17 protein-coding genes and 1 pseudogene are annotated in these 20947 nt (G+C 56.3%); 3 read left to right on the top strand and 15 right to left on the bottom strand.

The genetic code is table 11. The features are described 5' to 3' along the window. Nucleotides 1–55 precede the first annotated feature (55 nt). The 4 genes from glrR to purL form a co-directional block, all read right to left on the bottom strand. Nucleotides 56–1393: a two-component system response regulator GlrR gene (gene glrR, locus ETG88_RS13680; RefSeq protein WP_100779295.1), complete on the bottom strand. Its 1338-nt coding sequence runs from the start codon at nucleotides 1391–1393 to the stop codon at nucleotides 56–58. Next, entirely contained in the window at nucleotides 1390–2154 is a 765-nt protein-coding gene (qseG, locus tag ETG88_RS13685; RefSeq protein ID WP_129035584.1) for a two-component system QseEF-associated lipoprotein QseG, read from the bottom strand. The genes glrR and qseG overlap by 4 nt, the downstream gene beginning before the upstream one ends. Further along, nucleotides 2151–3584 (bottom strand): two component system sensor histidine kinase QseE/GlrK, encoded by a 1434-nt coding sequence (gene qseE, locus ETG88_RS13690; protein ID WP_164971801.1) that lies wholly within the window; start codon nucleotides 3582–3584, stop codon nucleotides 2151–2153. Before qseE ends, qseG begins: the two co-directional genes overlap by 4 nt. 568 nt (nucleotides 3585–4152) lie before the next feature. Continuing rightward, on the bottom strand, nucleotides 4153–8040 hold the full coding sequence (purL, locus tag ETG88_RS13695) for a phosphoribosylformylglycinamidine synthase (RefSeq protein ID WP_129035585.1): 3888 nt from the start codon (nucleotides 8038–8040) through the stop codon (nucleotides 4153–4155). A gap of 251 nt (nucleotides 8041–8291) precedes the next feature. Between purL and mltF the strand changes: the two are divergent. Further along, nucleotides 8292–9857, top strand: a pseudogene (gene mltF / locus ETG88_RS13700) (membrane-bound lytic murein transglycosylase MltF); the annotation flags it as partial. Here the strand turns inward: mltF and tadA are convergent. Genes tadA through murQ form a run of 4 tightly spaced genes read right to left on the bottom strand, consistent with a single transcriptional unit; the run spans nucleotide 9745 to nucleotide 13216 of the window. Continuing rightward, a complete protein-coding gene (gene tadA / locus ETG88_RS13705) occupies nucleotides 9745–10284 on the bottom strand; it encodes a tRNA adenosine(34) deaminase TadA (protein ID WP_107703097.1) in 540 nt (179 codons plus the stop codon). The pseudogene mltF and the gene tadA overlap by 113 nt on opposite strands. A gap of 24 nt (nucleotides 10285–10308) precedes the next feature. After that, nucleotides 10309–10944, bottom strand: a complete 636-nt coding sequence (yfhb, locus tag ETG88_RS13710; RefSeq protein ID WP_100779289.1) for a phosphatidylglycerophosphatase C — start codon at nucleotides 10942–10944, stop codon at nucleotides 10309–10311. Nucleotides 10945–10947: 3 nt separating this feature from the next. Then, complete coding sequence (locus ETG88_RS13715) at nucleotides 10948–12309, bottom strand: PTS transporter subunit EIIC (RefSeq protein ID WP_129035587.1); 1362 nt, start codon at nucleotides 12307–12309, stop codon at nucleotides 10948–10950. Nucleotides 12310–12322: 13 nt separating this feature from the next. Then, nucleotides 12323–13216 carry an N-acetylmuramic acid 6-phosphate etherase gene (murQ, locus tag ETG88_RS13720; RefSeq protein ID WP_129035588.1) on the bottom strand — a complete coding sequence of 298 codons (894 nt, stop codon included), beginning with the start codon at nucleotides 13214–13216 and terminating at the stop codon, nucleotides 12323–12325. Nucleotides 13217–13332: 116 nt separating this feature from the next. On the opposite strand from murQ, the gene ETG88_RS13725 reads away from it, so the two are divergent. Both ETG88_RS13725 and ETG88_RS13730 read left to right on the top strand, forming a co-directional pair. Then, on the top strand, nucleotides 13333–14181 hold the full coding sequence (locus tag ETG88_RS13725) for a MurR/RpiR family transcriptional regulator (RefSeq protein WP_100779286.1): 849 nt from the start codon (nucleotides 13333–13335) through the stop codon (nucleotides 14179–14181). 56 nt (nucleotides 14182–14237) lie between these two features. Then, nucleotides 14238–14498, top strand: coding sequence for a YfhL family 4Fe-4S dicluster ferredoxin (locus ETG88_RS13730; RefSeq protein WP_129035589.1), 261 nt, complete (start codon nucleotides 14238–14240; stop codon nucleotides 14496–14498). Here the strand turns inward: ETG88_RS13730 and acpS are convergent. The 7 genes from acpS to lepA form a co-directional block, all read right to left on the bottom strand. Continuing rightward, nucleotides 14495–14875: a holo-ACP synthase gene (acpS, locus tag ETG88_RS13735; RefSeq protein WP_100779284.1), complete on the bottom strand. Its 381-nt coding sequence runs from the start codon at nucleotides 14873–14875 to the stop codon at nucleotides 14495–14497. The genes ETG88_RS13730 and acpS overlap by 4 nt on opposite strands. Continuing rightward, entirely contained in the window at nucleotides 14875–15606 is a 732-nt protein-coding gene (gene pdxJ / locus ETG88_RS13740; RefSeq protein WP_102104995.1) for a pyridoxine 5'-phosphate synthase, read from the bottom strand. Before pdxJ ends, acpS begins: the two co-directional genes overlap by 1 nt. A 27-nt stretch (nucleotides 15607–15633) precedes the next feature. Then, nucleotides 15634–16341, bottom strand: a complete 708-nt coding sequence (recO, locus tag ETG88_RS13745; RefSeq protein ID WP_102104996.1) for a DNA repair protein RecO — start codon at nucleotides 16339–16341, stop codon at nucleotides 15634–15636. Nucleotides 16342–16352: 11 nt separating this feature from the next. Beyond that, nucleotides 16353–17258: a GTPase Era gene (gene era / locus ETG88_RS13750; protein WP_100779281.1), complete on the bottom strand. Its 906-nt coding sequence runs from the start codon at nucleotides 17256–17258 to the stop codon at nucleotides 16353–16355. Then, a complete protein-coding gene (gene rnc / locus ETG88_RS13755; protein WP_129035590.1) occupies nucleotides 17255–17935 on the bottom strand; it encodes a ribonuclease III in 681 nt (226 codons plus the stop codon). The genes era and rnc overlap by 4 nt, the downstream gene beginning before the upstream one ends. 221 nt (nucleotides 17936–18156) lie before the next feature. Further along, nucleotides 18157–19119 (bottom strand): signal peptidase I, encoded by a 963-nt coding sequence (gene lepB, locus ETG88_RS13760; RefSeq protein ID WP_100779280.1) that lies wholly within the window; start codon nucleotides 19117–19119, stop codon nucleotides 18157–18159. Nucleotides 19120–19135: 16 nt separating this feature from the next. Continuing rightward, nucleotides 19136–20935 carry a translation elongation factor 4 gene (lepA, locus tag ETG88_RS13765; protein ID WP_100779279.1) on the bottom strand — a complete coding sequence of 600 codons (1800 nt, stop codon included), beginning with the start codon at nucleotides 20933–20935 and terminating at the stop codon, nucleotides 19136–19138. Between the last annotated feature and the right edge of the window lie 12 nt (nucleotides 20936–20947).

Raw genomic sequence — 20947 nt, forward strand, 5'->3', positions numbered from 1 at the left:
CTGTAGCCTCGTAATCGATTGCTCACAGTATCATAGTCAGTCAAATTTTGCGGTACTACTCTTTAAAATCGTTCGCTTCCAGCTCATGCCGCGACAGCAGTTTGTAGAACTCAGTGCGGTTACGCCCGGCCATGCGCGCGGCGTGGGTGACGTTACCCTTGGTGATCTGCAGCAGCTTACGCAGATAGTTGAGTTCGAACTGGTTACGCGCCTCGACAAACGTGGGCAGCGCGGTGTTTTCCCCTTCCAGCGCCTGATCCACCAGCGCATCGCTGATCACCGGCGAAGAGGTCAGCGCCACGCACTGCTCAATCACGTTGACCAGTTGACGCACGTTGCCCGGCCAGCTGGCGGTCATCAGGCGTTTCATGGCGTCGGTGGAGAACGCGCGCACGAAGGGTTTGTGGCGATCGGCTGACTGGCGCAAAAGATGGTTCGCGAGCAGGGGAATATCTTCTGAACGTTCCGCCAGAGCGGGGATTTTCAGGTTTACGACATTAAGGCGGTAGTAGAGATCTTCACGAAACTCTTTGCGCTCCATCGCTTTCGGCAGGTCACGGTGCGTGGCCGAAATAATGCGCACATTAATATCGATATCCCGGTTGCTGCCGAGTGGGCGCACTTTGCGCTCCTGCAATACGCGCAGCAGCTTGACCTGTAGCGGCGCAGGCATATCACCAATTTCATCAAGAAACAGCGTGCCGCCTTCCGCCGCCTGGAACAGCCCTTCACGGCTGCTGACCGCGCCGGTAAAGGCCCCGCGCGCATGACCAAAGAGTTCAGACTCCAGCAGCTGTTCCGGCAATGCGCCGCAGTTGATGGCGATAAAGGCATTTTTACTGCGCGGGCTGGCGTTGTGGATCGCCTGGGCCAGAATCTCTTTCCCGGTACCGCTCTGGCCGTTAATCAGCAGGCTGACATCAGACTGGGCCACCATCCGCGCCTGCTCCAGCAAGCGCAGCATCACCGGGCTGCGGGTTACAATGGATTCGCGCCACTTCTCATCCACCGACGGGGCGGAGTGTTCCAGCGCATCGTCGATGGCTTTGTACAGCGCGTCTTTGTCCACCGGCTTGGTCAGGAAGCTAAACACCCCCTGCTGCGTGGCGGCGACCGCGTCAGGAATCGAGCCGTGGGCGGTGAGGATAATCACCGGCATTCCCGGCTGCAGCTTCTGAATTTCGACAAACAGCTGCATCCCGTCCATCTCGTCCATGCGCAGATCGCTAATCACCAGATCGACCTTCTCGCGCCCCAGCGCTTTCAGTCCTTCAGCGCCGCTTTCGGCAGTGACCACGCTGTAGCCCTCGCTGACCAGACGCATTCCCAGCAGCTTGAGCAGGCCGGGATCGTCATCCACCAGCAGGAGATGGGCAGGTTTGCGGCTTGTCATGGCTTCACATCCTCTTGTTTCGGCGTCTCGCTCTCCTGCTCCGGCGTTTTGGCGGGCTGCGCAGTGCCTTTCGTATTATCCGGCAAATAGTTGCTGGACGGCTTGCGAGTGGAGAGCTGACGTTCGATATCCGTCAGGTTTTCCAGCTTGCGGGTGGTCGTATCAAGCTGGGAACGTAAGTATTGCTGCTGCTGGCGCAGGGTATCCAGTTCACCATCTGCGGACTGTTGCAGTTTGCTGTAGCGGAAGCGCTCTTCGGCGAGCTGCAGCTGTAGCACCTGCCCGTCACGCCACAGCTGATACAGAGGGCGGATCTGCGCCGGGATCTGCGGACTGAGCGCATCCATCCGCGACGTATTATTGCGACGCTCTACGGGATTAATTTTCGCATTGGCCAACAGAATGCCGCGCTTAAAGGTGTCCTGCCAGGTGTCGTCGACCCACTGATGCGCCTGCGCGCGCGCCACAGCTGGCGCGAGACGCTCGGCGCAATCCATGCCGCGCAGCCAGAACAGCGGGTTCGATTCGACATCATGGCCGTTGAGCTGCCAGATATCATCGCAATCGGTGGAGAGGAAATCGGCCAGCTGATGTTCAGGTAATTTATCTTCTTGTTTATCGCTGATCGCACTTTTTGGCGTGTGCGCCACGCAGCCCGCCAGCAGCAGACATGGCAGACCTAAGCGTAAAATTTTACTGGAAAACGTCGCGTTAACCGCGCGGAAAAAGACGTGTGACATACTCACCAGACTTAGATTCATTTCATTGATTTTTCCGGCTCAAGGGGCAGCTCAATGCGAAAACAGACATCAGCGCGATCGTCGTGGGAGATATATAACTCCCCGTGCATCCGCCGTATGCAATCGCGGGCAATGCTTAAGCCCAAACCGCTCCCTTTAACCGCACCTTTTCGCTGATGACTTCCCTGGAAAAAGGGCTCAAAAATCATCTTCTGTTCGTCATCCGGGATGGGACTACCGGTGTTGGCGACGTCAATACAGACCCGTGAATTGTGGGTAAAACTGCGAATATAAATGTTACCGGATTCAGTACCATAGTGCACCGCATTGGAATAAAGATTATCCAGCACACTCATTAATAGCATAGGTTCGGCAAAACAGACCGGCTCCTGGAGATCCAGGTCGGTATGCATCATTTTAGCTCGCGCAGGCAGGCTGTGGGCAGAGAGCACCATATCCACCAGCGGCTCAATCTCGACGTTTTCCAGCTCGACGGCACCGTCGGCCAGCTTGCGGTTGTAATCAAGCAGTTGCTCAATCAGCTTCTGCAGATTGCGGCTACTGTCATCGAGAATCTCAACAATTTCTTTTTGCTCGGGGGTCAGCGGCCCCGCCACTTCGTCAGCCAGCAGCTCGGTGCCTTCGCGCATACTGGCGAGCGGCGTTTTCAGCTCATGAGAGATATGACGTAAAAACTGATGGCGCTGTGATTCCAGCCACTGTAGGCGCTCGGAGAGCCAAATGATGCGCTGACCGACGGATCGCAGCTCACGCGGGCCTTTAAACACCACGGTGTTGCCGAGGGATTTGCCCTCCCCCAGACGGTTAATCATCCGTTCGATGCCCTTCACCGGGCCGATGATCATGCGGGTAAACAGCAGCACCAGACCGAGGCTAACCAGAAACAGCACCAGCGCCTGCCAGCCAAAGAACTGACCGCGTTCGGCGATCTCCTGCTGAAGCTGTTGTCCGCGAGAGAATATAACGGTGCGCGTGGACTGCACCATCTCGGTATTGGCGTTAGCAAAGGCTTCGAGGCGTGCGGTCGCGACCTCGTCCGGCCCGCTGTTTTTGCACTGCAGTTGCGCCAGATCGTTAAGATCCTGACGCAGCGCCTGATAGAGTTTGTCGTCGGGGAGAACGCCCGCATGTGCGTCCAGCATTTCGCTGTAGCGCTTGCGCTGGTTCTGATAGACCTTCGCCAGCGTGCGGTCGTCGAGCACGCAATACTGGCGGTAGCTACGCTCCATTTCCAGCGCGGCATTGGTCATCGCCTCGCTGCGACGGGCATCGATCAGCGTTGTGCGGTTAGTTTGCGCCGCCTGAGCGCTGAGGGCATTGAGGCTCTGCCACGCCTGCCAGGCCAGAACCAGCAAGGGTAACAGGATCAGCAGGAATGCCATCATAACGAGCTGTCGCAGGGAGCGAGGGAAAATTGACCAGCGTTTCAACGCATGACTCTCTCAATGTGGGTGTTGAGTGATGCTAACTGAGTCAGCCCGTCAGATACAACAAAGCCGGGTAAAAACCCGGCTTTGTTGCGAAAAGAGGCGGTGCCTTACTCGACGTTTCGCCCTGGGTCTGATAAAGCATCGCTATAATCAGTAGTTGGACGGCAGGCACCTTGTTGTGCGTCATTCGAAGTTTATGTAGCGCGTCCCGAAGGGGCTGACATAAGAGGGTGAATGAGCCACTAATTAATATTATGCAACAGCCGTGCCAGAATGCAAAACAAATTATTATCTTCATGATATTTAACAGATTTGTGGCAAAACAGTGTTAGTTGCTGACTGAACGATTTCCAGGCTAAGTGTCGCTAATTAGATACACCTTCTCACCACTCTTACGCACCCATTTAAAATCAACGAGTTACATGTCTCCTTTTAGCGACAGGGTTGTTATGCGTTTGTCGCATTTTTGCGACAAAAAAAGCCCGATGGCGCTAGCGCTCACCGGGCCTCCGATTTAAGCCTTTTGAAGGCCGGGCAAACACAGTGCCGCCCGGCATTGACAGGCTGATTAACCTAACTGCTTACGCGCATTGCGGAAGATACGCATCCACGGGCTGTCTTCGCCCCAGTTTTCCGGGTGCCAGGAGTTGCTGACGGTACGGAATACACGCTCAGGGTGCGGCATCATGATGGTGGCGCGGCCGCTTTCGCTGGTCACGGCAGTAATGCCGTTTGCAGAGCCGTTAGGGTTTGCCGGATAGGTTTCCGTCACTTTGCCGAAGTGATCGACGAAGCGCAGTGCCACCAGCCCTTTGCTTTCGAGCGTAGCCAGATGCGCAGCATCGCGGACTTCCACCTGCCCTTCACCGTGTGAAACCGCAATCGGCATCTGCGAGCCCACCATCCCCTGCAGCAGCAGAGACGGGCTTTGGGTCACTTCAACCAGGCTAAAGCGCGCTTCGAAGCGGTCGGACTGGTTACGCACAAAGCGCGGCCAGGCGTCACTGCCAGGGATCAGTTCGCGCAGATTCGACATCATCTGGCAGCCGTTACACACGCCCAACGCCAGCGTCTGCGGACGGTGGAAGAAGGTTTCGAACTCATCGCGCACGCGATTGTTGAACAGAATGGATTTCGCCCATCCCTCACCTGCCCCCAGCACGTCGCCGTAAGAGAAGCCGCCGCAGGCAACCAGTGCCTGGAAATCGTCCAGCCCGGTGCGCCCTGCCAGCAGGTCGCTCATGTGGACGTCGATAGCGTCAAAGCCCGCACGGTGGAACGCTGCCGCCATTTCCACGTGGGAGTTCACGCCCTGCTCGCGCAGAACCGCCACTTTCGGACGCGCGCCGGTCGCAATGTAAGGTGCCGCCACGTCTTCGTTAATGTCGAAGGAGAGCTTCACGTTCAGACCCGGATCGCTGTCATTCGCTTTGGCTTCATGCTCCTGATCGGCGCACTCAGGATTATCGCGCAGACGCTGCATCTGCCAGGTGGTTTCGGCCCACCACATACGCAACGTGGAGCGGCTTTCGCTAAATACCGCGTGACCGTCCGCTTCAATCACGAAGCGATCGCCGCTGACGGCTTTACCCAGATAGTGTACGCAATCCGCCAGACCATGCTGCGCCAGCAGCACTTCAACGGCATCGCGGTCAGCGGCACGGACCTGAATGACCGCGCCCAGCTCTTCGTTAAACAGCGCCGCCAGACGGTCGTCGCCCAGCGAAGCGATATCTGCTTCCACACCGCAGTGGCCGGTGAAAGCCATCTCGGCCAGTGTCACCAGCAGGCCGCCGTCTGAACGGTCGTGATAGGCCAGCAGTTTGCGATCGGCTACCAGCGCCTGAATGGCGTCGTAGAAGCCTTTCAGCTGCGCCACGTCACGCACATCTGCCGGTTTGTCGCCCAGTTGACGATAAACCTGCGCCAGCGCAGTGGCACCGAGAGCGTTATGGCCTTTACCGAGATCAATCAGCAGCAGGGCGTTATCTTCCGTAGCCAGCTGTGGCGTGATGGTGTGACGCACATCTTCCACGCGGGCAAAAGCGGTGATAACCAGCGACAGCGGAGAGGTCATTTCGCGCTGCTCGTTGCCCTCCTGCCAGCGGGTTTTCATCGACATAGAATCTTTGCCGACCGGAATGGTGAGACCCAGCGCCGGACAGAGTTCTTCGCCGACCGCTTTTACGGCTTCATACAGACCCGCGTCTTCACCAGGGTGCCCGGCTGCGGCCATCCAGTTTGCGGACAGTTTGATGCGTTTGATATCGCCAATCTGGGTCGCAGCGATGTTGGTCAGCGCTTCGCCGACCGCCAGACGGGCCGAGGCGGCGAAGTCCAGCAGTGCAACCGGGGTACGTTCGCCCAGCGCCATCGCTTCGCCGTAGTAGCTGTCGAGGCTCGCCGTGGTCACCGCGCAGTTCGCCACCGGGATCTGCCATGGCCCAACCATCTGATCGCGGGCCACCATACCGGTCACCGAGCGGTCGCCGATGGTCACGAGGAAGGTTTTTTCCGCTACCGCCGGAAGGTGCAGGACGCGATTCACGGCATCAGCAATGGCGATCCCGCGCACATCCAGCGCTTTGCCTGCGGCTTTACGGGTTTGCACGTTGCGGGTCATCTTCGGCGTTTTGCCCAGCAGCACGTCAAGCGGCAGATCAATCGGCTGATTGTCGAAATGCGGATCGTTCATGGTGAGATGCAGCTCTTCCGTCGCTTCACCAATGACCGCGTACGGTGCGCGCTCGCGGCGGCACAGTTCGTCGAACAGCGGCAACTGGTCCGCAGAGACCGCCAGCACGTAGCGTTCCTGGGATTCATTACACCAGATTTCCAGCGGGCTCATGCCTGGCTCATCGCTCAGAATATCGCGCAGGTTGAAACGCCCCCCTCGGCCGCCGTCACTCACCAGCTCCGGCATGGCGTTAGAGAGACCGCCCGCGCCGACGTCGTGAATGAACAGAATAGGGTTGGCATCGCCAAGCTGCCAGCAGCGGTCGATCACCTCCTGGCAACGGCGCTCCATTTCAGGGTTATCGCGCTGTACGGAAGCAAAATCGAGGTCTGCGTCAGACTGACCAGAGGCCATCGAAGAGGCCGCCCCGCCGCCCAGACCGATATTCATCGCCGGGCCGCCGAGAACGATCAGTTTCGCGCCGACGGTGATCTCACCTTTCTGCACGTGATCGGCGCGGATGTTGCCGATCCCGCCTGCCAGCATGATGGGCTTGTGGTAGCCGCGCAGCTCTTCGCCGTTGTGGCTGTCGACTTTCTCTTCATAGGTACGGAAGTAGCCGTTCAGCGCCGGGCGACCAAATTCGTTGTTAAACGCCGCGCCGCCCAGTGGGCCTTCGGTCATGATGTCTAGCGCGGTGACAATGCGCTCTGGCTTGCCGAAATCTTCTTCCCATGGCTGTTCAAAGCCAGGAATACGCAGGTTAGAGACGGAGAAACCGACCAGGCCCGCTTTTGGTTTTGCCCCACGTCCGGTTGCGCCTTCGTCACGGATTTCGCCGCCGGAACCGGTCGCTGCGCCCGGCCATGGCGAAATCGCCGTCGGGTGGTTGTGCGTTTCCACTTTCATCAGGATGTGCGCAGGCTCCTGATGGAATGCATAGCGCCCTGCTTCGCGATCGGCGAAGAAGCGGCCCACCTCAGAACCTTCCATTACTGCCGCGTTGTCTTTATAGGCAGACAAGACGTGGTCAGGCGTTTGTTCCATGGTGTTTTTGATCATTTTGAACAGCGACTTCGGCTGTTCTTCACCGTCGATAACCCAGTCGGCGTTGAAAATCTTATGGCGGCAGTGCTCGGAGTTGGCCTGCGCGAACATATAGAGCTCGATGTCGTTCGGGTTGCGGTTCAGCTTCACGAACGCATCCTGCAGGTAGTCAATCTCGTCATCTGCCAGCGCCAGACCCAGACGCAGGTTGGCATCAATCAGCGCCTGGCGGCCTTCACCCAGCAGATCCACGCTCTGAACGGGCGCAGGCTGATGGTGAGAGAACAGCTGTTGTGCATCATCCAGCGACGCGAAAACGCTTTCCATCATGCGGTCGTGCAGCTCAGCGGTAACGGCCTGCCATTGTTCAGCGGTCAACGTCGAGGCTTCAACGTAATACGCCATGCCGCGCTCCAGACGATTAATCTGGCTCAGGCCGCAGTTGTGGGCAATGTCAGTGGCTTTAGAAGACCAGGGGGAGATGGTGCCAGGGCGAGGCGTCGCAAGGATCAGTTTGCCGGTTGGCGTATGGCTGCTCAGGCTCGGGCCATACTTGAGCAGGCGTTCAAGCTGCTCGCGCTGCTGCGCATCTAAGGGAGCATTCAGGTCAGCAAAATGGACATACTCAGCGTAAATATTGCTTACCGGAAGGTCGGCAGCCTGAAAACGTGCCAGCAGTTTGTTGATACGGAAGGCAGACAGTGCAGGCGAACCACGCAGAATTTCCATCATAAGTCTCTCGTCTTCGAAGCGCCTGAGGCGCTTACAGTGTGCGCAAGGGGAAAACGGGCGTCATTATAGAGAATCCTGAGCGCCGACGAAACCGTTTGCGTCGAAATAAAATCATCTCGCATTTTTATCCATAGGTGTGACCTGTCTCTCTAATTTGTTGCCAACTGTCGTAAGTTTGCGCAAAATGCCGCTCAATCAATGGCAAACCTTATTCTTAACATGGCTACAGCACACTGAGGCAACGCACGGCGCAGAGAATTAACTAATTGAAAAAATTAAAGATTAATTATCTGCTCATCGGCATTGTAACCTTGCTGCTGGCAGCGGCCCTGTGGCCTTCAATCCCCTGGTTCGGCAAAGCCGAAAACCGTATCGCCGCGATCCAGTCGCGGGGGGAGCTGCGTGTCAGTACCATCAGCTCTCCGCTGACCTACAACAACGTTAACGGCAAAATTACCGGTCTCGATTACGAACTGGCGCAGCAGTTTGCCGACTACCTGGGCGTGAAACTCAAAATCACCGTTCGCCAGAATATCAGCCAGCTGTTTGACGACCTGGATAACGGCGATGCCGATATGCTCGCCGCCGGGCTGGTCTATAACAGCGAGCGCAGCAAGAACTATCAGCCAGGGCCGACCTACTACTCCGTTTCTCAGCAACTTGTCTATCGCGTGGGCGGAGTGCGCCCGCGTACGCTTGCTGCCCTTAACGATCAGCAACTCACCATCGCGCCAGGCCATGTGGTGATTGACGATTTGCGCTCCCTGAAAGAGAAGAAATACCCGGATCTCAGCTGGAAGGTCGATGACAAACTCGGCACTACGGCCCTACTGGAACAGGTAAAAGATAAAAAGCTGGCGTACACCATCGCCGATTCCGTGGCAATCAGTCTGTTCCAGCGCGTGCATCCGGAGCTGGCCGTGGCGCTGGACGTGACCGACGAACAGCCCGTTACCTGGTTTAGCCCTCTCGACGAAGATCAAACCCTCGCCGCCGCGATCCTTGATTTCTTCAATTCGATGAACGAAGAAGGTACCCTCGCGCGGCTTGAGGAGAAGTATCTCGGTCACGGCGGCGATTTCGATTATGTCGATACCCGCAGCTTCCTGCGCGCGGTCGACAGTGTGCTGCCGGAACTCCAGCCGCTGTTCGAGAAATACGCCCAGGCGATCGACTGGCGCCTGCTGGCGGCGATTTCTTACCAGGAATCTCACTGGGACGCCCAGGCGACTTCACCCACCGGCGTGCGTGGCCTGATGATGCTCACCAAGAATACGGCGCAAAGTCTCGGCCTGACGGATCGCACCGACGCAGAACAGAGCATCAGCGGCGGCGCGCGTTATCTGCAGGATATGATGGCGAAAGTGCCGGAAACGGTGCCGGAAGAGGAGCGGATCTGGTTTGCACTGGCGGCCTACAACATGGGTTACGCGCATATGCTCGACGCCCGCGCGTTGACCGCCAAGACCAAAGGCAATCCTGACAGCTGGTCTGACGTTAAACAGCGTCTGCCGCTGCTCAGTCAGAAGCCCTGGTACAATAAACTCACGTACGGCTATGCGCGCGGGCACGAAGCCTACGCGTATGTGGAAAATATCCGCAAGTATCAGATAAGCCTGGAAGGCTATCTGCAGGAGAAAGAGAAGGAAGTGATGGAGGCCGAGCAGCTTGCGCAGAGCTATCCGGTGGTATCACCGAATGAGCTTAATCACCCGACGACTTCAATTCTGCCTTTTGTTGCTTTTTCTGCTGACGGCGCATTCGAAAGAAATCGCTTAATAGCCCCGAACACTCTGGTGCAAGTACCCCACCGATAATCTGGACCTGGTGGTTCATGCCCGGATGACCGAGTACGTCCATTAAGGAACCCGCAGCGCCTGTCTTTTCATCCCGCGCGCCATACACCAGCGTCCCGATGCGGCTGTGCACCATCGCACCAGAACACATCACGCAGGGTTCCAGCGTGACATACAGCGTTGTATCCAGCAAACGGTAGTTCTGCAGTACCAGCCCGCCCTGACGCAGAGCCATGATTTCGGCATGCGCAGTCGGATCGTGGCGCCCTATCGGACGGTTCCACCCTTCGCCAATCACCTGATTGTTATGCACCAGAACGGCACCCACGGGCACTTCGCCCTCATCCCAGGCGCGTTTTGCAAGGGAAAGCGCATGGCGCATCCAGTATTCATGATTGAGTTCAAGGTCAGACAACGAAAGGTACTCCAGTCGGAAAGCGGGCGGCATTATACACACCCGTTATGATTAACACTATTCCAGTTGCTGAAGTTCGCCTGAAGGGGTAACGCGCCAGCGGTGCTGGCAGAAATAGAGCAGCGGGTTGTCCTGCTTGCTGTCGCTGTAGCCGCTGTAAAGGCGCAGGGGCGTGCCGATTTTTTTCTCGAGCTGCACCACTTTCTCGTGCCCCAGACAGCGCAGCGTCAGCACCCATCCGCCGTAGGCTCGCCCCATTTGAGTGGCAATCAGATTTACGCGCGGCAACCACGGCGTGTCAAAATAGACCTGTTCCACCAGCGGCTGCGGCGAGCCGGTGATAAGCCAGATATCGGCGTCACTGGCGTTGAGGTACTCCGTTAGCCGGTCCTGAACCACCGGAAACGCGGTGACGTGCCCGCGAAACCAGTGGACGAAATCCTGTTGCAGCTGGCTGAGCCGCGCGTCGCTGTGCCCAAAGGTGCAGCCCCATAACAGCAGGCTCATTGGCCAGCGCGCCGCGCGCCCTTTTATCAACAGTGCGATCCCGATGATCGGCAAAAGTGGCAGCACGAGCAGCGCGTTCAAGGGCTGGCGACGCAACAGATAGCGCATAAAACTGCCAAACATATCCTGCTGATGTAGCGTTCCATCCAAATCGAAAAAGACAACGCGGCGTTCGTGATTAACCAAACCTTACTCCTCTGGATCGTGGAATCCTAACAGCCAGGTAAACAAGAACCCGGCGATAATCGCTACCAAACAGCCTAACAGATAGAGCATGACTTTTCCGGTCACGATGGTTAATGCCAGCGGTAAACCGGAGATCCCGAAAGTAATAACGGTAGCCACTTTCCAGTAGCTGATCAACGCCCCGCCCATCGCGCCCCCCAGACAGGCCGCGAGGAAAGGTTTGCCAAGCGGCAGTGTGACGCCGAAAATCAGCGGCTCACCGATGCCCAGCAATCCAACCGGCAATGCACCTTTGATCACTTTTTTCAGCCGGTCATTACGGGTTTTCAGCAAGATAGCAATCGCAGCACCGACCTGCCCCATCCCCGCCATCGACAGAATCGGCAGCAGCGCGTTGTAGCCGTGCGCCTGCACAAGCTCCACGTGAATCGGCACCAGCCCCTGGTGCAGCCCGGTTAACACCAGCGGCAGGAAGGTACCGGACAGCACCGCCCCCACCAGCAAACCACCACGATCGATAGCCATCGACGCCCCGTGCGCAATCGCCTCGGAGATCCAGCCGCCCAGCGGCTGCAAGGCCACAATCGCGACCGTACCGGTGATCAGGGTGGTCAGCAGCGGATTGAGTATCAGCTCAATCGAGCCCGGCAGCAGGCTGCGCAGACGCTTCTCGACCCAGCACATCAGGGCGACGACCAGCAGCACCGCGATGACACCGCCGCGTCCGGGCTGGAGCGCTTCGCCAAACAGGGTGATTTGCGCCAGCTGCGGGCTGGAGAGGATCCCCGCCATCACGCCGCCCATCGCCATCGAACCGCCGTAGACTTTCGCCGCGTTGACACCCACTAGAATGTTCATGATGGCAAATACTGCGCTACCAAAGATGCCCAGAATCCCAAGCAGGTTTGGATAATGGGTCGCAAAATCGCCGACGATATCCGGGCGTTTGAGGATATTGATAATCCCGGTAATCAGACCCGACGCGATAAACGCCGGGATCAGGGGAATAAAGACGTTGGCCAACTGGCGCAGCGCATCGCTCATCGGGGCTTTGTATTTGGCTTTGGCCTGCGCTTTGTTGCGATCCACATCGCCTAAAACCTCAGCGCTTTCACCGATCATCAGCGCACGCATCGCATCAACGACCTGCGCGGCTTTACCCGGCCCGACAATCAGCTGGTGCTGTGCGCCCTGCTTTACGTAGCCGCTGACGCCGGGGAGCTTTTTCAGACGCGCCAGATCGAGCTGGCCGTCGTCCTGAACTTCGACCCGCACGCGCGTCATGCAGTTTTCGAGACGGCGGATGTTTTTCTCCCCGCCAATCCCCTGCAAGATGTCGCTGGCGAGCGCTGCTGTTTTTTCCATATACGCCTCAGTTTTAGTTTTGTAATGCAGACCGCAAGAATCCCTGATGGGCTTCCAGTTTTGCGCGTGCCGCTGTGGCGTCCAGTCCGCTCAGAATCATCAGAATGGCCGGTTTAACGTCGTGATCGGTTTGTTGGAGAACAGCTTCAGCCTCTTCACGGCTGGCGCCGGTGGCTTCCACAACCATACGGCAGGCACGATCCACCAGCTTGATGTTGGTAGCTTTCATGTCCACCATCAGGTTCTGGTAGACCTTGCCGAATTTCACCATTGCCCCCGTGGAGATCATGTTGAGTACCAGCTTTTGCGCAGTGCCCGATTTCAGGCGCGTCGATCCGGTCAGCGCTTCTGGCCCCACGACGGGAGAGATGGCAATCGCCGCAACCTGTGCAATCGGCGAACCGGGGTTACAGGAGATCGCCACCGTCGTGCAGCCCAGCTGTTTAGCATATTCCAGACCGCCGATGACATAAGGCGTACGCCCGGATGCCGCCAGGCCGACCACCAGATCGTTTTTGGTCAGGCTCAGGGCGGCGAGATCATCCGCGCCCAGCTGTTTATTGTCCTCAGCCCCTTCGACCGCTTTCAACAGCGCCCCCGGCCCACCGGCAATCAGCCCAATCACCAGACCGTGCGGCACGCCAAAGGTCGGCGGGCATTCAGAGGCATCCAGTACCCCGAGACGTCCGCTGGTCCCCGCTCCCATGTAAATAATGCGTCCACCGGCTTTCAGCGCGGCGGCGGCGGCATCAACGGCTTTTGCCACCTCAGGCAATGTCTCTTTCACTGCCAGCGCGACCAGCGTATCCTGTTGATTAAAACGGTTAACAAGATCGAGCGTGGAGAGCGCATCGAGATCCATGGTTTGCGGATTACGGGTTTCTGAAACGAGTGAGCCAAGATTCATTTTTTGTCCCTCAGGAATTTTTAATTCATATTAACCGTACTATAATGGAATATAAAATTCATTCAGGCGAGCAAAATTCTGTTTTGCAGCAGCAATCACATTTCGCCAGGAGGCGTATGAACTGTTTAATTCGTATTCGCCAGCGGTACGCGGGCTTTGCCCAGAGCGATAAAAAACTCGCGGATTTCCTGCTTTCCCAGCCCGATCATGCGCGTCATCTCAGTTCTCAGCAGCTGGCAAGTGAAGCGGGCGTGAGCCAGTCCAGCGTGGTGAAATTCGCGCAAAAGATTGGTTTTAAAGGTTTTCCGGCACTAAAACTGGCGATCAGCGAAGCGCTGGTCAACAATCCAAATCCGCAATCCATGCCGTTGCACAATCAGATTCGCGGCGACGATCCGATGCGTCTGGTCGGTGAAAAGCTGATCAAAGAGAACGTAACGGCGATGCACGCTACGCTTGACGTGAACAGCGAAGAGAAACTGCTAGAGAGCGTGGCGATGCTGCGCGCGGCGCGGCGAATTATCCTGACCGGCATTGGCGCGTCGGGGCTGGTGGCGCGTAATTTTGGCTGGAAACTGACTAAGATCGGCTATAACGCCGTGGTTGAACAGGACATGCACGCCCTGCTGTCTACCGTGCAGGCGATGGACCCGAATGATTTGCTGTTAGCCATCTCCTATTCCGGAGAACGTCGGGAGATCAATCTGGCGTCTGATGAAACGCTGCGCGTCGGGGGTAAAATCCTGGCGATTACCGGTTTTAACCCGAATGCCCTGCAGCAGCGGGCCACGCGCTGCTTGTACACCATTGCCGAAGAACAGGCCACCCGCAGCGCGGCGATTTCCTCTACCAGCGCGCAGATGATGCTGACGGATCTGCTCTTTGTGGCACTGGTACAGCAGGATCTGGAACATGCGCCGGGACGCATTCGTCACAGCGAAGAGCTGGTAAAAAAACTGGTTTGAGCAGGGAATGAGCGTATAATGCCCGCCCTGTTTGTGATGTTTCTGAGATTTTCCTGATGGCGCTGTTAATCACCAAAAAATGCATCAATTGCGATATGTGCGAACCCGAATGCCCTAACGAGGCCATTTCAATGGGTGATAGCATTTATGAGATTAACAGCGAGCGCTGCACCGAGTGCATCGGCCATTACGAAACGCCGACCTGTCAGAAAGTGTGCCCGATCCCCAACACCATTCTCAAAGATCCGGTCCATGCCGAATCAGAAGAGCAGCTGTGGGATAAGTTCGTGCAGCTGCATCACGCTGACAAACTCTAGCTTTCGATGATCACCGTGGCGCAGGCGTAATGACGTTCATCCGCCAGCGTAACGTGCATATGGTTCACACCGAGTCTTTCTGCAAGCTTTTGCGCCTCGCCCCATAACCGCAGACGGGGTTTGCCCAGCTCATCGTTAAACACTTCGAACTGATTAAACGCCAGCCCGTTACGAATCCCGGTCCCGAAGGCTTTTGCCGCGGCTTCTTTTACCGCAAAGCGCTTCGCCAGAAAGCGCACCGGCTGCTGGTGCGCTTCCCAAATGGCCCATTCGTTATCGCTGAGCACCCGTTTTGCCAGGCGATCGCCACTGCGGGCGATCACCGCTTCGATACGTGCAATCTCAACGATGTCCGTGCCTAAGCCCAGAATCGCCATTACTGACGCGCTTCCAGCATCAGACGTTTCATCTCGGCAACGGCCTCTTTCAGACCGCTCATCACCGCGCGACCGATAATCGCGTGGCCGATATTCAGCTCGTGCATTTCCGGGATCTGAGCGATCGCCTTGACGTTATGATATGTCAGGCCGTGACCGGCGTTGACTTTCAGACCCAGGCTCGCGGCATAGCGGGCTGCGTTGGCAATGCGATCCAGTTCTTTGGCCTGGGTGGCTTCGTCTTTGGCATCCGCATAGCAACCGGTATGAATTTCGATGTACGGCGCACCGACTTCCGCAGCGGCCTTGATCTGTTCAACATCCGCATCGATAAACAGGGAAACCAGGATACCGGCATCGGCGAGGCGTTTGCAGGCATCCTGCATTTTGTCACGCTGACCGGCGACATCCAGCCCGCCTTCGGTGGTCACTTCCTGACGTTTTTCCGGCACCAGGCAGCAGAAATGCGGCTGGGTTTCACAGGCGATCGCCAGCATCTCTTCCGTAACCGCCATCTCCAGATTCATGCGTGTGTCCAGCGTCTGGCGCAGGATGCGTACGTCACGATCGGTGATGTGGCGGCGGTCTTCACGCAGGTGAACGGTAATGCCGTCGGCGCCAGCCTGCTCGGCGATAAATGCCGCCTGAACCGGATCAGGATAAGCAGTACCGCGCGCATTACGCAGCGTGGCGATGTGATCGATGTTGACGCCTAACAGTAATTCAGCCATGACAATCCTCGGTTTTCTCATTGTTCATTAACGCTTTGGCACAAACTGCCTGAATAATTCGCGGCTCTTTAAGGGCTTGCCTCCAAGATACGGCTTGAGGGCAATTCGGGTAAAGCGTTTTGCCGCGCGTAAGGTATCCTGGTCAGGAAATTCTCGCTCATAGAGCGCCCTGAGGTGCCGCCCGGTGAACGTCGTGTTGTCGATCACCACGCTGGCAATAAACCCCTTCTCTTCGCGATAGCGATAGGTCATGGCGTCCTCTACGGATTCGCCGCTTCCCGCGCAATGCAAAAAATCAACGCCGTAACCGAGGTGGCCAAGCAGCGCCAGCTCAAACCGGCGTAGTGCGGGTTCGGGCGTGCCTGTTGCGCCAGCCAGCGCCTGGATACAGTGCAGGTAGTCGAAAAAGAGTTCGGAGAAGCGTGTTTCGTGTTCAAGGACGCGTGAGATGAGTTCGTTGACGTACAAACCGCTATAGAGCGTGATGCCTGACAGAGGAAGCGCCAGGGAGACGGCTTCGGCACTGCGCAGGGTTTTGACTTCGCCGCGTCCGCCAAAGCGAACCAACAGCGGGGTGAAGGGTTGTAACGCCCCCTTCAGGTTAGAGCGTTTGGAACGTGCGCCTTTTGCAACCAGGCGCACGCGACCCGATTCTTCCGTGAAGACGTCCAGCATCAGGCTGGTTTCGCTCCACGGACGGCTGTGAAGGACAAAGGCTCGCTGCCATCCATCCACGATGTTTTGTCTTAGACGTCGTCGCCGTAACCGAGACTACGCAGGGCGCGCTCGTCATCAGCCCAGCCTGATTTCACCTTCACCCACAGCTCCAGGTGAACTGGTGCTTCAAACATCTCCTGCATGTCTTTACGCGCTTCGATGCCGATGGTTTTGATTTTGGCGCCTTTGTTGCCAATCACCATCTTCTTCTGCCCTTCTCGCTCAACGAGGATCAGCCCGTTGATGTCGTACCCGCCACGCTCGTTAGTCTGGAAACGTTCGATTTCCACGGTAACGGAGTACGGCAGTTCGGCACCGAGGAAACGCATCAGTTTTTCACGGATGATTTCAGAGGCCATAAAGCGCTGGGAACGGTCGGTGATGTAATCTTCCGGGAAGTGATGGATCGCCTCCGGCAGATGTTTACGCACGATACCGGCGATGGTATCGACGTTCATGCCCGTTTCCGCAGACAGGGGAACGATGTCGAGGAAATTCATCTGGCTTGCCAGGAACTGCAGGTGCGGCAGCAAATCGGCTTTTTCCTGCACGTTATCAACTTTGTTGACCGCAAGAATCACTGGCGATTTGCCATCGCGCAGTTTGTTCAGAACCATCTCATCGTCTGGCGTCCAGCGGGTGCCTTCCACCACGAAGATGATCAGTTCAACATCACCGATAGAGCTGCTCGCCGCTTTGTTCATCAGGCGGTTGATGGCACGCTTCTCTTCCATATGCAGGCCTGGGGTATCGACGTAAATCGCCTGATACGCGCCTTCCGTGTGGATGCCGACGATACGGTGACGCGTGGTTTGCGCCTTACGGGATGTAATGGATATTTTCTGCCCAAGCAGATTATTCAGCAGGGTTGATTTGCCGACGTTAGGACGTCCGACAATGGCAACAAAACCGCAGTAACTCTTTTCTTCGCTCATTCCAGCTCCAGCATTTTTAACGCCTGTTCGGCGGCAGCCTGTTCCGCCTTGCGACGGCTAGAACCTGTGCCAACCACCGGTTCACTCAGGCCGCTAACCTGGCAATGGATGGTAAATTCCTGATCGTGTGCTTCGCCGCGCACCTGCACCACCAGATAAGATGGCAGCGGAAGGTGGCGACCCTGCAGATATTCCTGCAAACGAGTCTTAGGATTTTTTTGTTTATCGCCCGGGCTTATTTCGTCCAGACGCGTTTGATACCAGTTCAGAATGAGTTGCTCTACCGTCTGAATATCGCTGTCGAGGAAAACACCACCGATTAATGCTTCGACAGTATCCGCGAGAATTGATTCACGGCGAAAACCACCGCTTTTCAGTTCACCCGGCCCAAGTCGCAGGCATTCGCCCAGTTCAAACTCGCGTGCAATCTCGGCAAGCGTGTTGCCGCGCACCAGCGTAGCGCGCATACGGCTCATATCACCTTCATCCACACGAGGGAAACGGTGATAAAGCGCATTTGCGATCACGTAACTCAAAATGGAGTCGCCTAAAAACTCGAGGCGCTCATTGTGTTTGCTGCTGGCACTGCGGTGGGTTAATGCCTGTTGCAACAACTCCTGATGCTGAAAAGTGTAGCCCAGCTTCCGTTGAAGCCGATTAATTACGATGGGGTTCATGCGATACCAGTAAATGAATGCGTCAAAAATGCAGCACACGAAACCGACCTGATAAGACCAACGCGGTTTCGTGTGCCGTGGCACTGAGTCAGCGCCAACCTTAAACTTCGGGGGAATATTCTATACGCAACGACAGGGTATGTCGTTAGCCAGGAGAGATTATCTCTTAAATAATTCACGTAACCCTCATTTAAGAGGGTTACGTGTGCAATTATCAGGAATTAATGGATTCCGCCAATGCGATTCAGACGAACGCCGGTCGGCCACTCCCCTTCCTGTTTTTCGAAGCTCATCCAGATCGCGGTCGCTTTACCGACCAGATTCGCTTCCGGAACAAAGCCCCAGTAACGGCTGTCCGCAGAGTTGTCGCGGTTATCACCCATCATGAAGTAATGCCCTGGCGGAACGATCCAGGTGGCGAGCTGCTGGCCTGGCTGCTGGTAGTACATACCCAGCTGATCCTGCGCGATCGGAACCGTCAAAATGCGATGCGTCACGTCACCCAGGGTCTCTTTACGCTCAACCAGACGAATCCCGTTCTCTTTGGTTTCGCCTTTCGGCATCTGGAAGAAACCGCTGGTCGCTTCGCCGCCGTTACGACGGGCAAAGGTCTGCACAAAGTCGCTCGGCTCCACGTTCGAATAGGTGATCGGCAGCGCGTTCTCACACGCCGTACCGGAGCTACAGCCCGGCTGAACGGTCACTTCTTTCGCGACAGGATCGTAACTCACTTTATCGCCTGGCAAGCCAACGGCACGCTTGATGTAATCCAGACGCGGATCTTCAGGGTATTTGAAGACCACAATGTCACCGCGTTTTGGATGACCGGTTTCGATTAACGTTTTCTGATAGATAGGATCTTTAATGCCGTAGGCATATTTCTCTACCAGAATAAAATCGCCAATCAGCAGCGTAGGCATCATCGAACCGGACGGGATCTGGAAAGGTTCGTAAATAAACGAACGCACCACCAGAACAATCGCCAGAACCGGGAATACGGAAGCCCCTGTTTCCAGCCAGCCCGGTTTCGGGCTGACTTTCTTCATGGTTTTCGCATCCAGCTGTTCACCCGTAATAGACTGACGTTCGCGACGTTTCGGGGCGAAGATAAACTTATCCAGACACCACAACAGCCCCGTCACCAGGGTCGCTATGACCAGGATCAGGGCAAACATGTTCGCCATGCCAACTCCTTAAGGATTATTTTCCGTCTTTACCCACGTGCAGAATGGCAAGGAACGCTTCCTGCGGCAGCTCAACGTTACCGACCTGCTTCATACGTTTTTTACCATCTTTCTGTTTCTGCAACAGTTTCTTCTTACGGCTTACGTCGCCGCCGTAGCATTTCGCCAGGACGTTTTTACGCAGCTGTTTCACCGTAGAGCGGGCAATGATGTGGTTGCCGATGGCGGCCTGAATCGCGATATCAAATTGCTGACGCGGGATCAGCTCTTTCATTTTCTCGACCAGTTCGCGGCCACGGTACGGCGCGTTATCGTTGTGGGTGATCAGCGCCAGCGCATCAACACGCTCGCCGTTGATCAGCACATCCACACGCACCATGTTGGACGCCTGGAAACGTTTAAAGTTGTAGTCCAGCGACGCATAGCCGCGAGAGGTAGACTTCAGACGGTCGAAGAAGTCGAGCACCACTTCCGCCATCGGGATTTCATAGGTCAGCGCCACCTGGTTACCGTGGTAAACCATGTTGGTCTGCACGCCACGCTTCTCGATACAAAGCGTAATGACGTTGCCAAGGAACTCCTGCGGCAGCAGCATGTGACATTCCGCGATCGGCTCACGTAGCTCTTCGATATTGTTCAGCGGCGGCAGCTTAGACGGGCTGTCGACGTAGATAACGTCTTTGTTGGTGGTCTGGACTTCATACACTACGGTCGGTGCCGTGGTGATCAGATCCAGATCGTATTCACGCTCAAGACGCTCCTGAATGATCTCCATGTGCAGCAGACCCAGGAAGCCACAGCGGAAGCCGAAGCCCAGCGCGGTAGAGCTTTCTGGTTCATAGAACAGGGAAGCATCGTTCAGGCTCAGCTTGCCGAGCGCATCACGGAAGTTTTCGTAATCGTCAGAGCTGACCGGGAACAGGCCTGCGTAAACCTGAGGCTTCACTTTTTTGAAACCTGGCAGCGCTTTATCAGCCGGATTACGTGCCTGAGTCAGGGTATCGCCCACTGGCGCGCCCAGGATGTCTTTGATGGCGCAAACCAGCCAGCCAACTTCGCCGCATTTCAGTTCAGTACGATCAACCTGTTTCGGTGTGAAGATACCCAGACGGTCAGCGTTGTACACCTGACCGGTGCTCATCACTTTGATTTTGTCGCCTTTACGCATGGTGCCGTTTTTAATACGCACCAGCGAGACCACGCCAAGGTAGTTATCGAACCAGGAGTCGATGATCAGCGCCTGCAGCGGCGCATCTGCGTCACCTTCTGGTGCCGGGATATCGCGCACCAGACGCTCCAGCACATCAGGAACACCGACACCGGTCTTCGCCGAGCAGCGCACTGCGTCTGTGGCGTCAATACCGACAATGTCTTCAATCTCTTCCGCCACGCGCTCTGGATCGGCAGCCGGCAGGTCGATTTTGTTAAGCACCGGCACCACTTCGAGATCCATTTCCATCGCGGTGTAGCAGTTGGCCAGGGTCTGAGCTTCTACGCCCTGCCCGGCATCAACCACCAGCAGCGCGCCTTCGCAGGCTGCCAGCGAACGAGAAACTTCATAAGAGAAGTCAACGTGGCCTGGGGTGTCGATGAAATTCAGTTGATATGTTTCACCATCAAGGGCTTTGTAGTCGAGCGTTACGCTCTGCGCTTTGATGGTGATACCACGTTCGCGTTCCAGGTCCATGGAGTCCAGTACCTGGGCTTCCATTTCACGATCAGACAGGCCACCGCAAATCTGGATAATACGGTCAGAAAGCGTCGACTTACCGTGGTCAATGTGAGCAATGATCGAAAAGTTACGTATGTTCTTCATATAGTTAAATAA

Origin of the sequence: Lelliottia nimipressuralis, assembly GCF_004115925.1 — a bacterium.
Lineage (GTDB): Bacteria > Pseudomonadota > Gammaproteobacteria > Enterobacterales > Enterobacteriaceae > Enterobacter > Enterobacter nimipressuralis.

Bases quoted from the DNA above. Each gene is read 5' to 3' on its own strand.
- glrR (WP_100779295.1), bottom strand. From the start codon at position 1,393: ATGACAAGCCGCAAACCTGCCCATCTCCTGCTGGTGGATGACGATCCC.
- qseG (WP_129035584.1), bottom strand. From the start codon at position 2,154: ATGAATCTAAGTCTGGTGAGTATGTCACACGTCTTTTTCCGCGCGGTT.
- purL (WP_129035585.1), bottom strand. From the start codon at position 8,040: ATGATGGAAATTCTGCGTGGTTCGCCTGCACTGTCTGCCTTCCGTATC.
- tadA (WP_107703097.1), bottom strand. From the start codon at position 10,284: ATGCCGCCCGCTTTCCGACTGGAGTACCTTTCGTTGTCTGACCTTGAA.
- ETG88_RS13715 (WP_129035587.1), bottom strand. From the start codon at position 12,309: ATGGAAAAAACAGCAGCGCTCGCCAGCGACATCTTGCAGGGGATTGGC.
- murQ (WP_129035588.1), bottom strand. From the start codon at position 13,216: ATGAATCTTGGCTCACTCGTTTCAGAAACCCGTAATCCGCAAACCATG.
- ETG88_RS13725 (WP_100779286.1), top strand. From the start codon at position 13,333: ATGAACTGTTTAATTCGTATTCGCCAGCGGTACGCGGGCTTTGCCCAG.
- ETG88_RS13730 (WP_129035589.1), top strand. From the start codon at position 14,238: ATGGCGCTGTTAATCACCAAAAAATGCATCAATTGCGATATGTGCGAA.
- acpS (WP_100779284.1), bottom strand. From the start codon at position 14,875: ATGGCGATTCTGGGCTTAGGCACGGACATCGTTGAGATTGCACGTATC.
- pdxJ (WP_102104995.1), bottom strand. From the start codon at position 15,606: ATGGCTGAATTACTGTTAGGCGTCAACATCGATCACATCGCCACGCTG.
- era (WP_100779281.1), bottom strand. From the start codon at position 17,258: ATGAGCGAAGAAAAGAGTTACTGCGGTTTTGTTGCCATTGTCGGACGT.
- rnc (WP_129035590.1), bottom strand. From the start codon at position 17,935: ATGAACCCCATCGTAATTAATCGGCTTCAACGGAAGCTGGGCTACACT.
- lepB (WP_100779280.1), bottom strand. From the start codon at position 19,119: ATGGCGAACATGTTTGCCCTGATCCTGGTCATAGCGACCCTGGTGACG.
- lepA (WP_100779279.1), bottom strand. From the start codon at position 20,935: ATGAAGAACATACGTAACTTTTCGATCATTGCTCACATTGACCACGGT.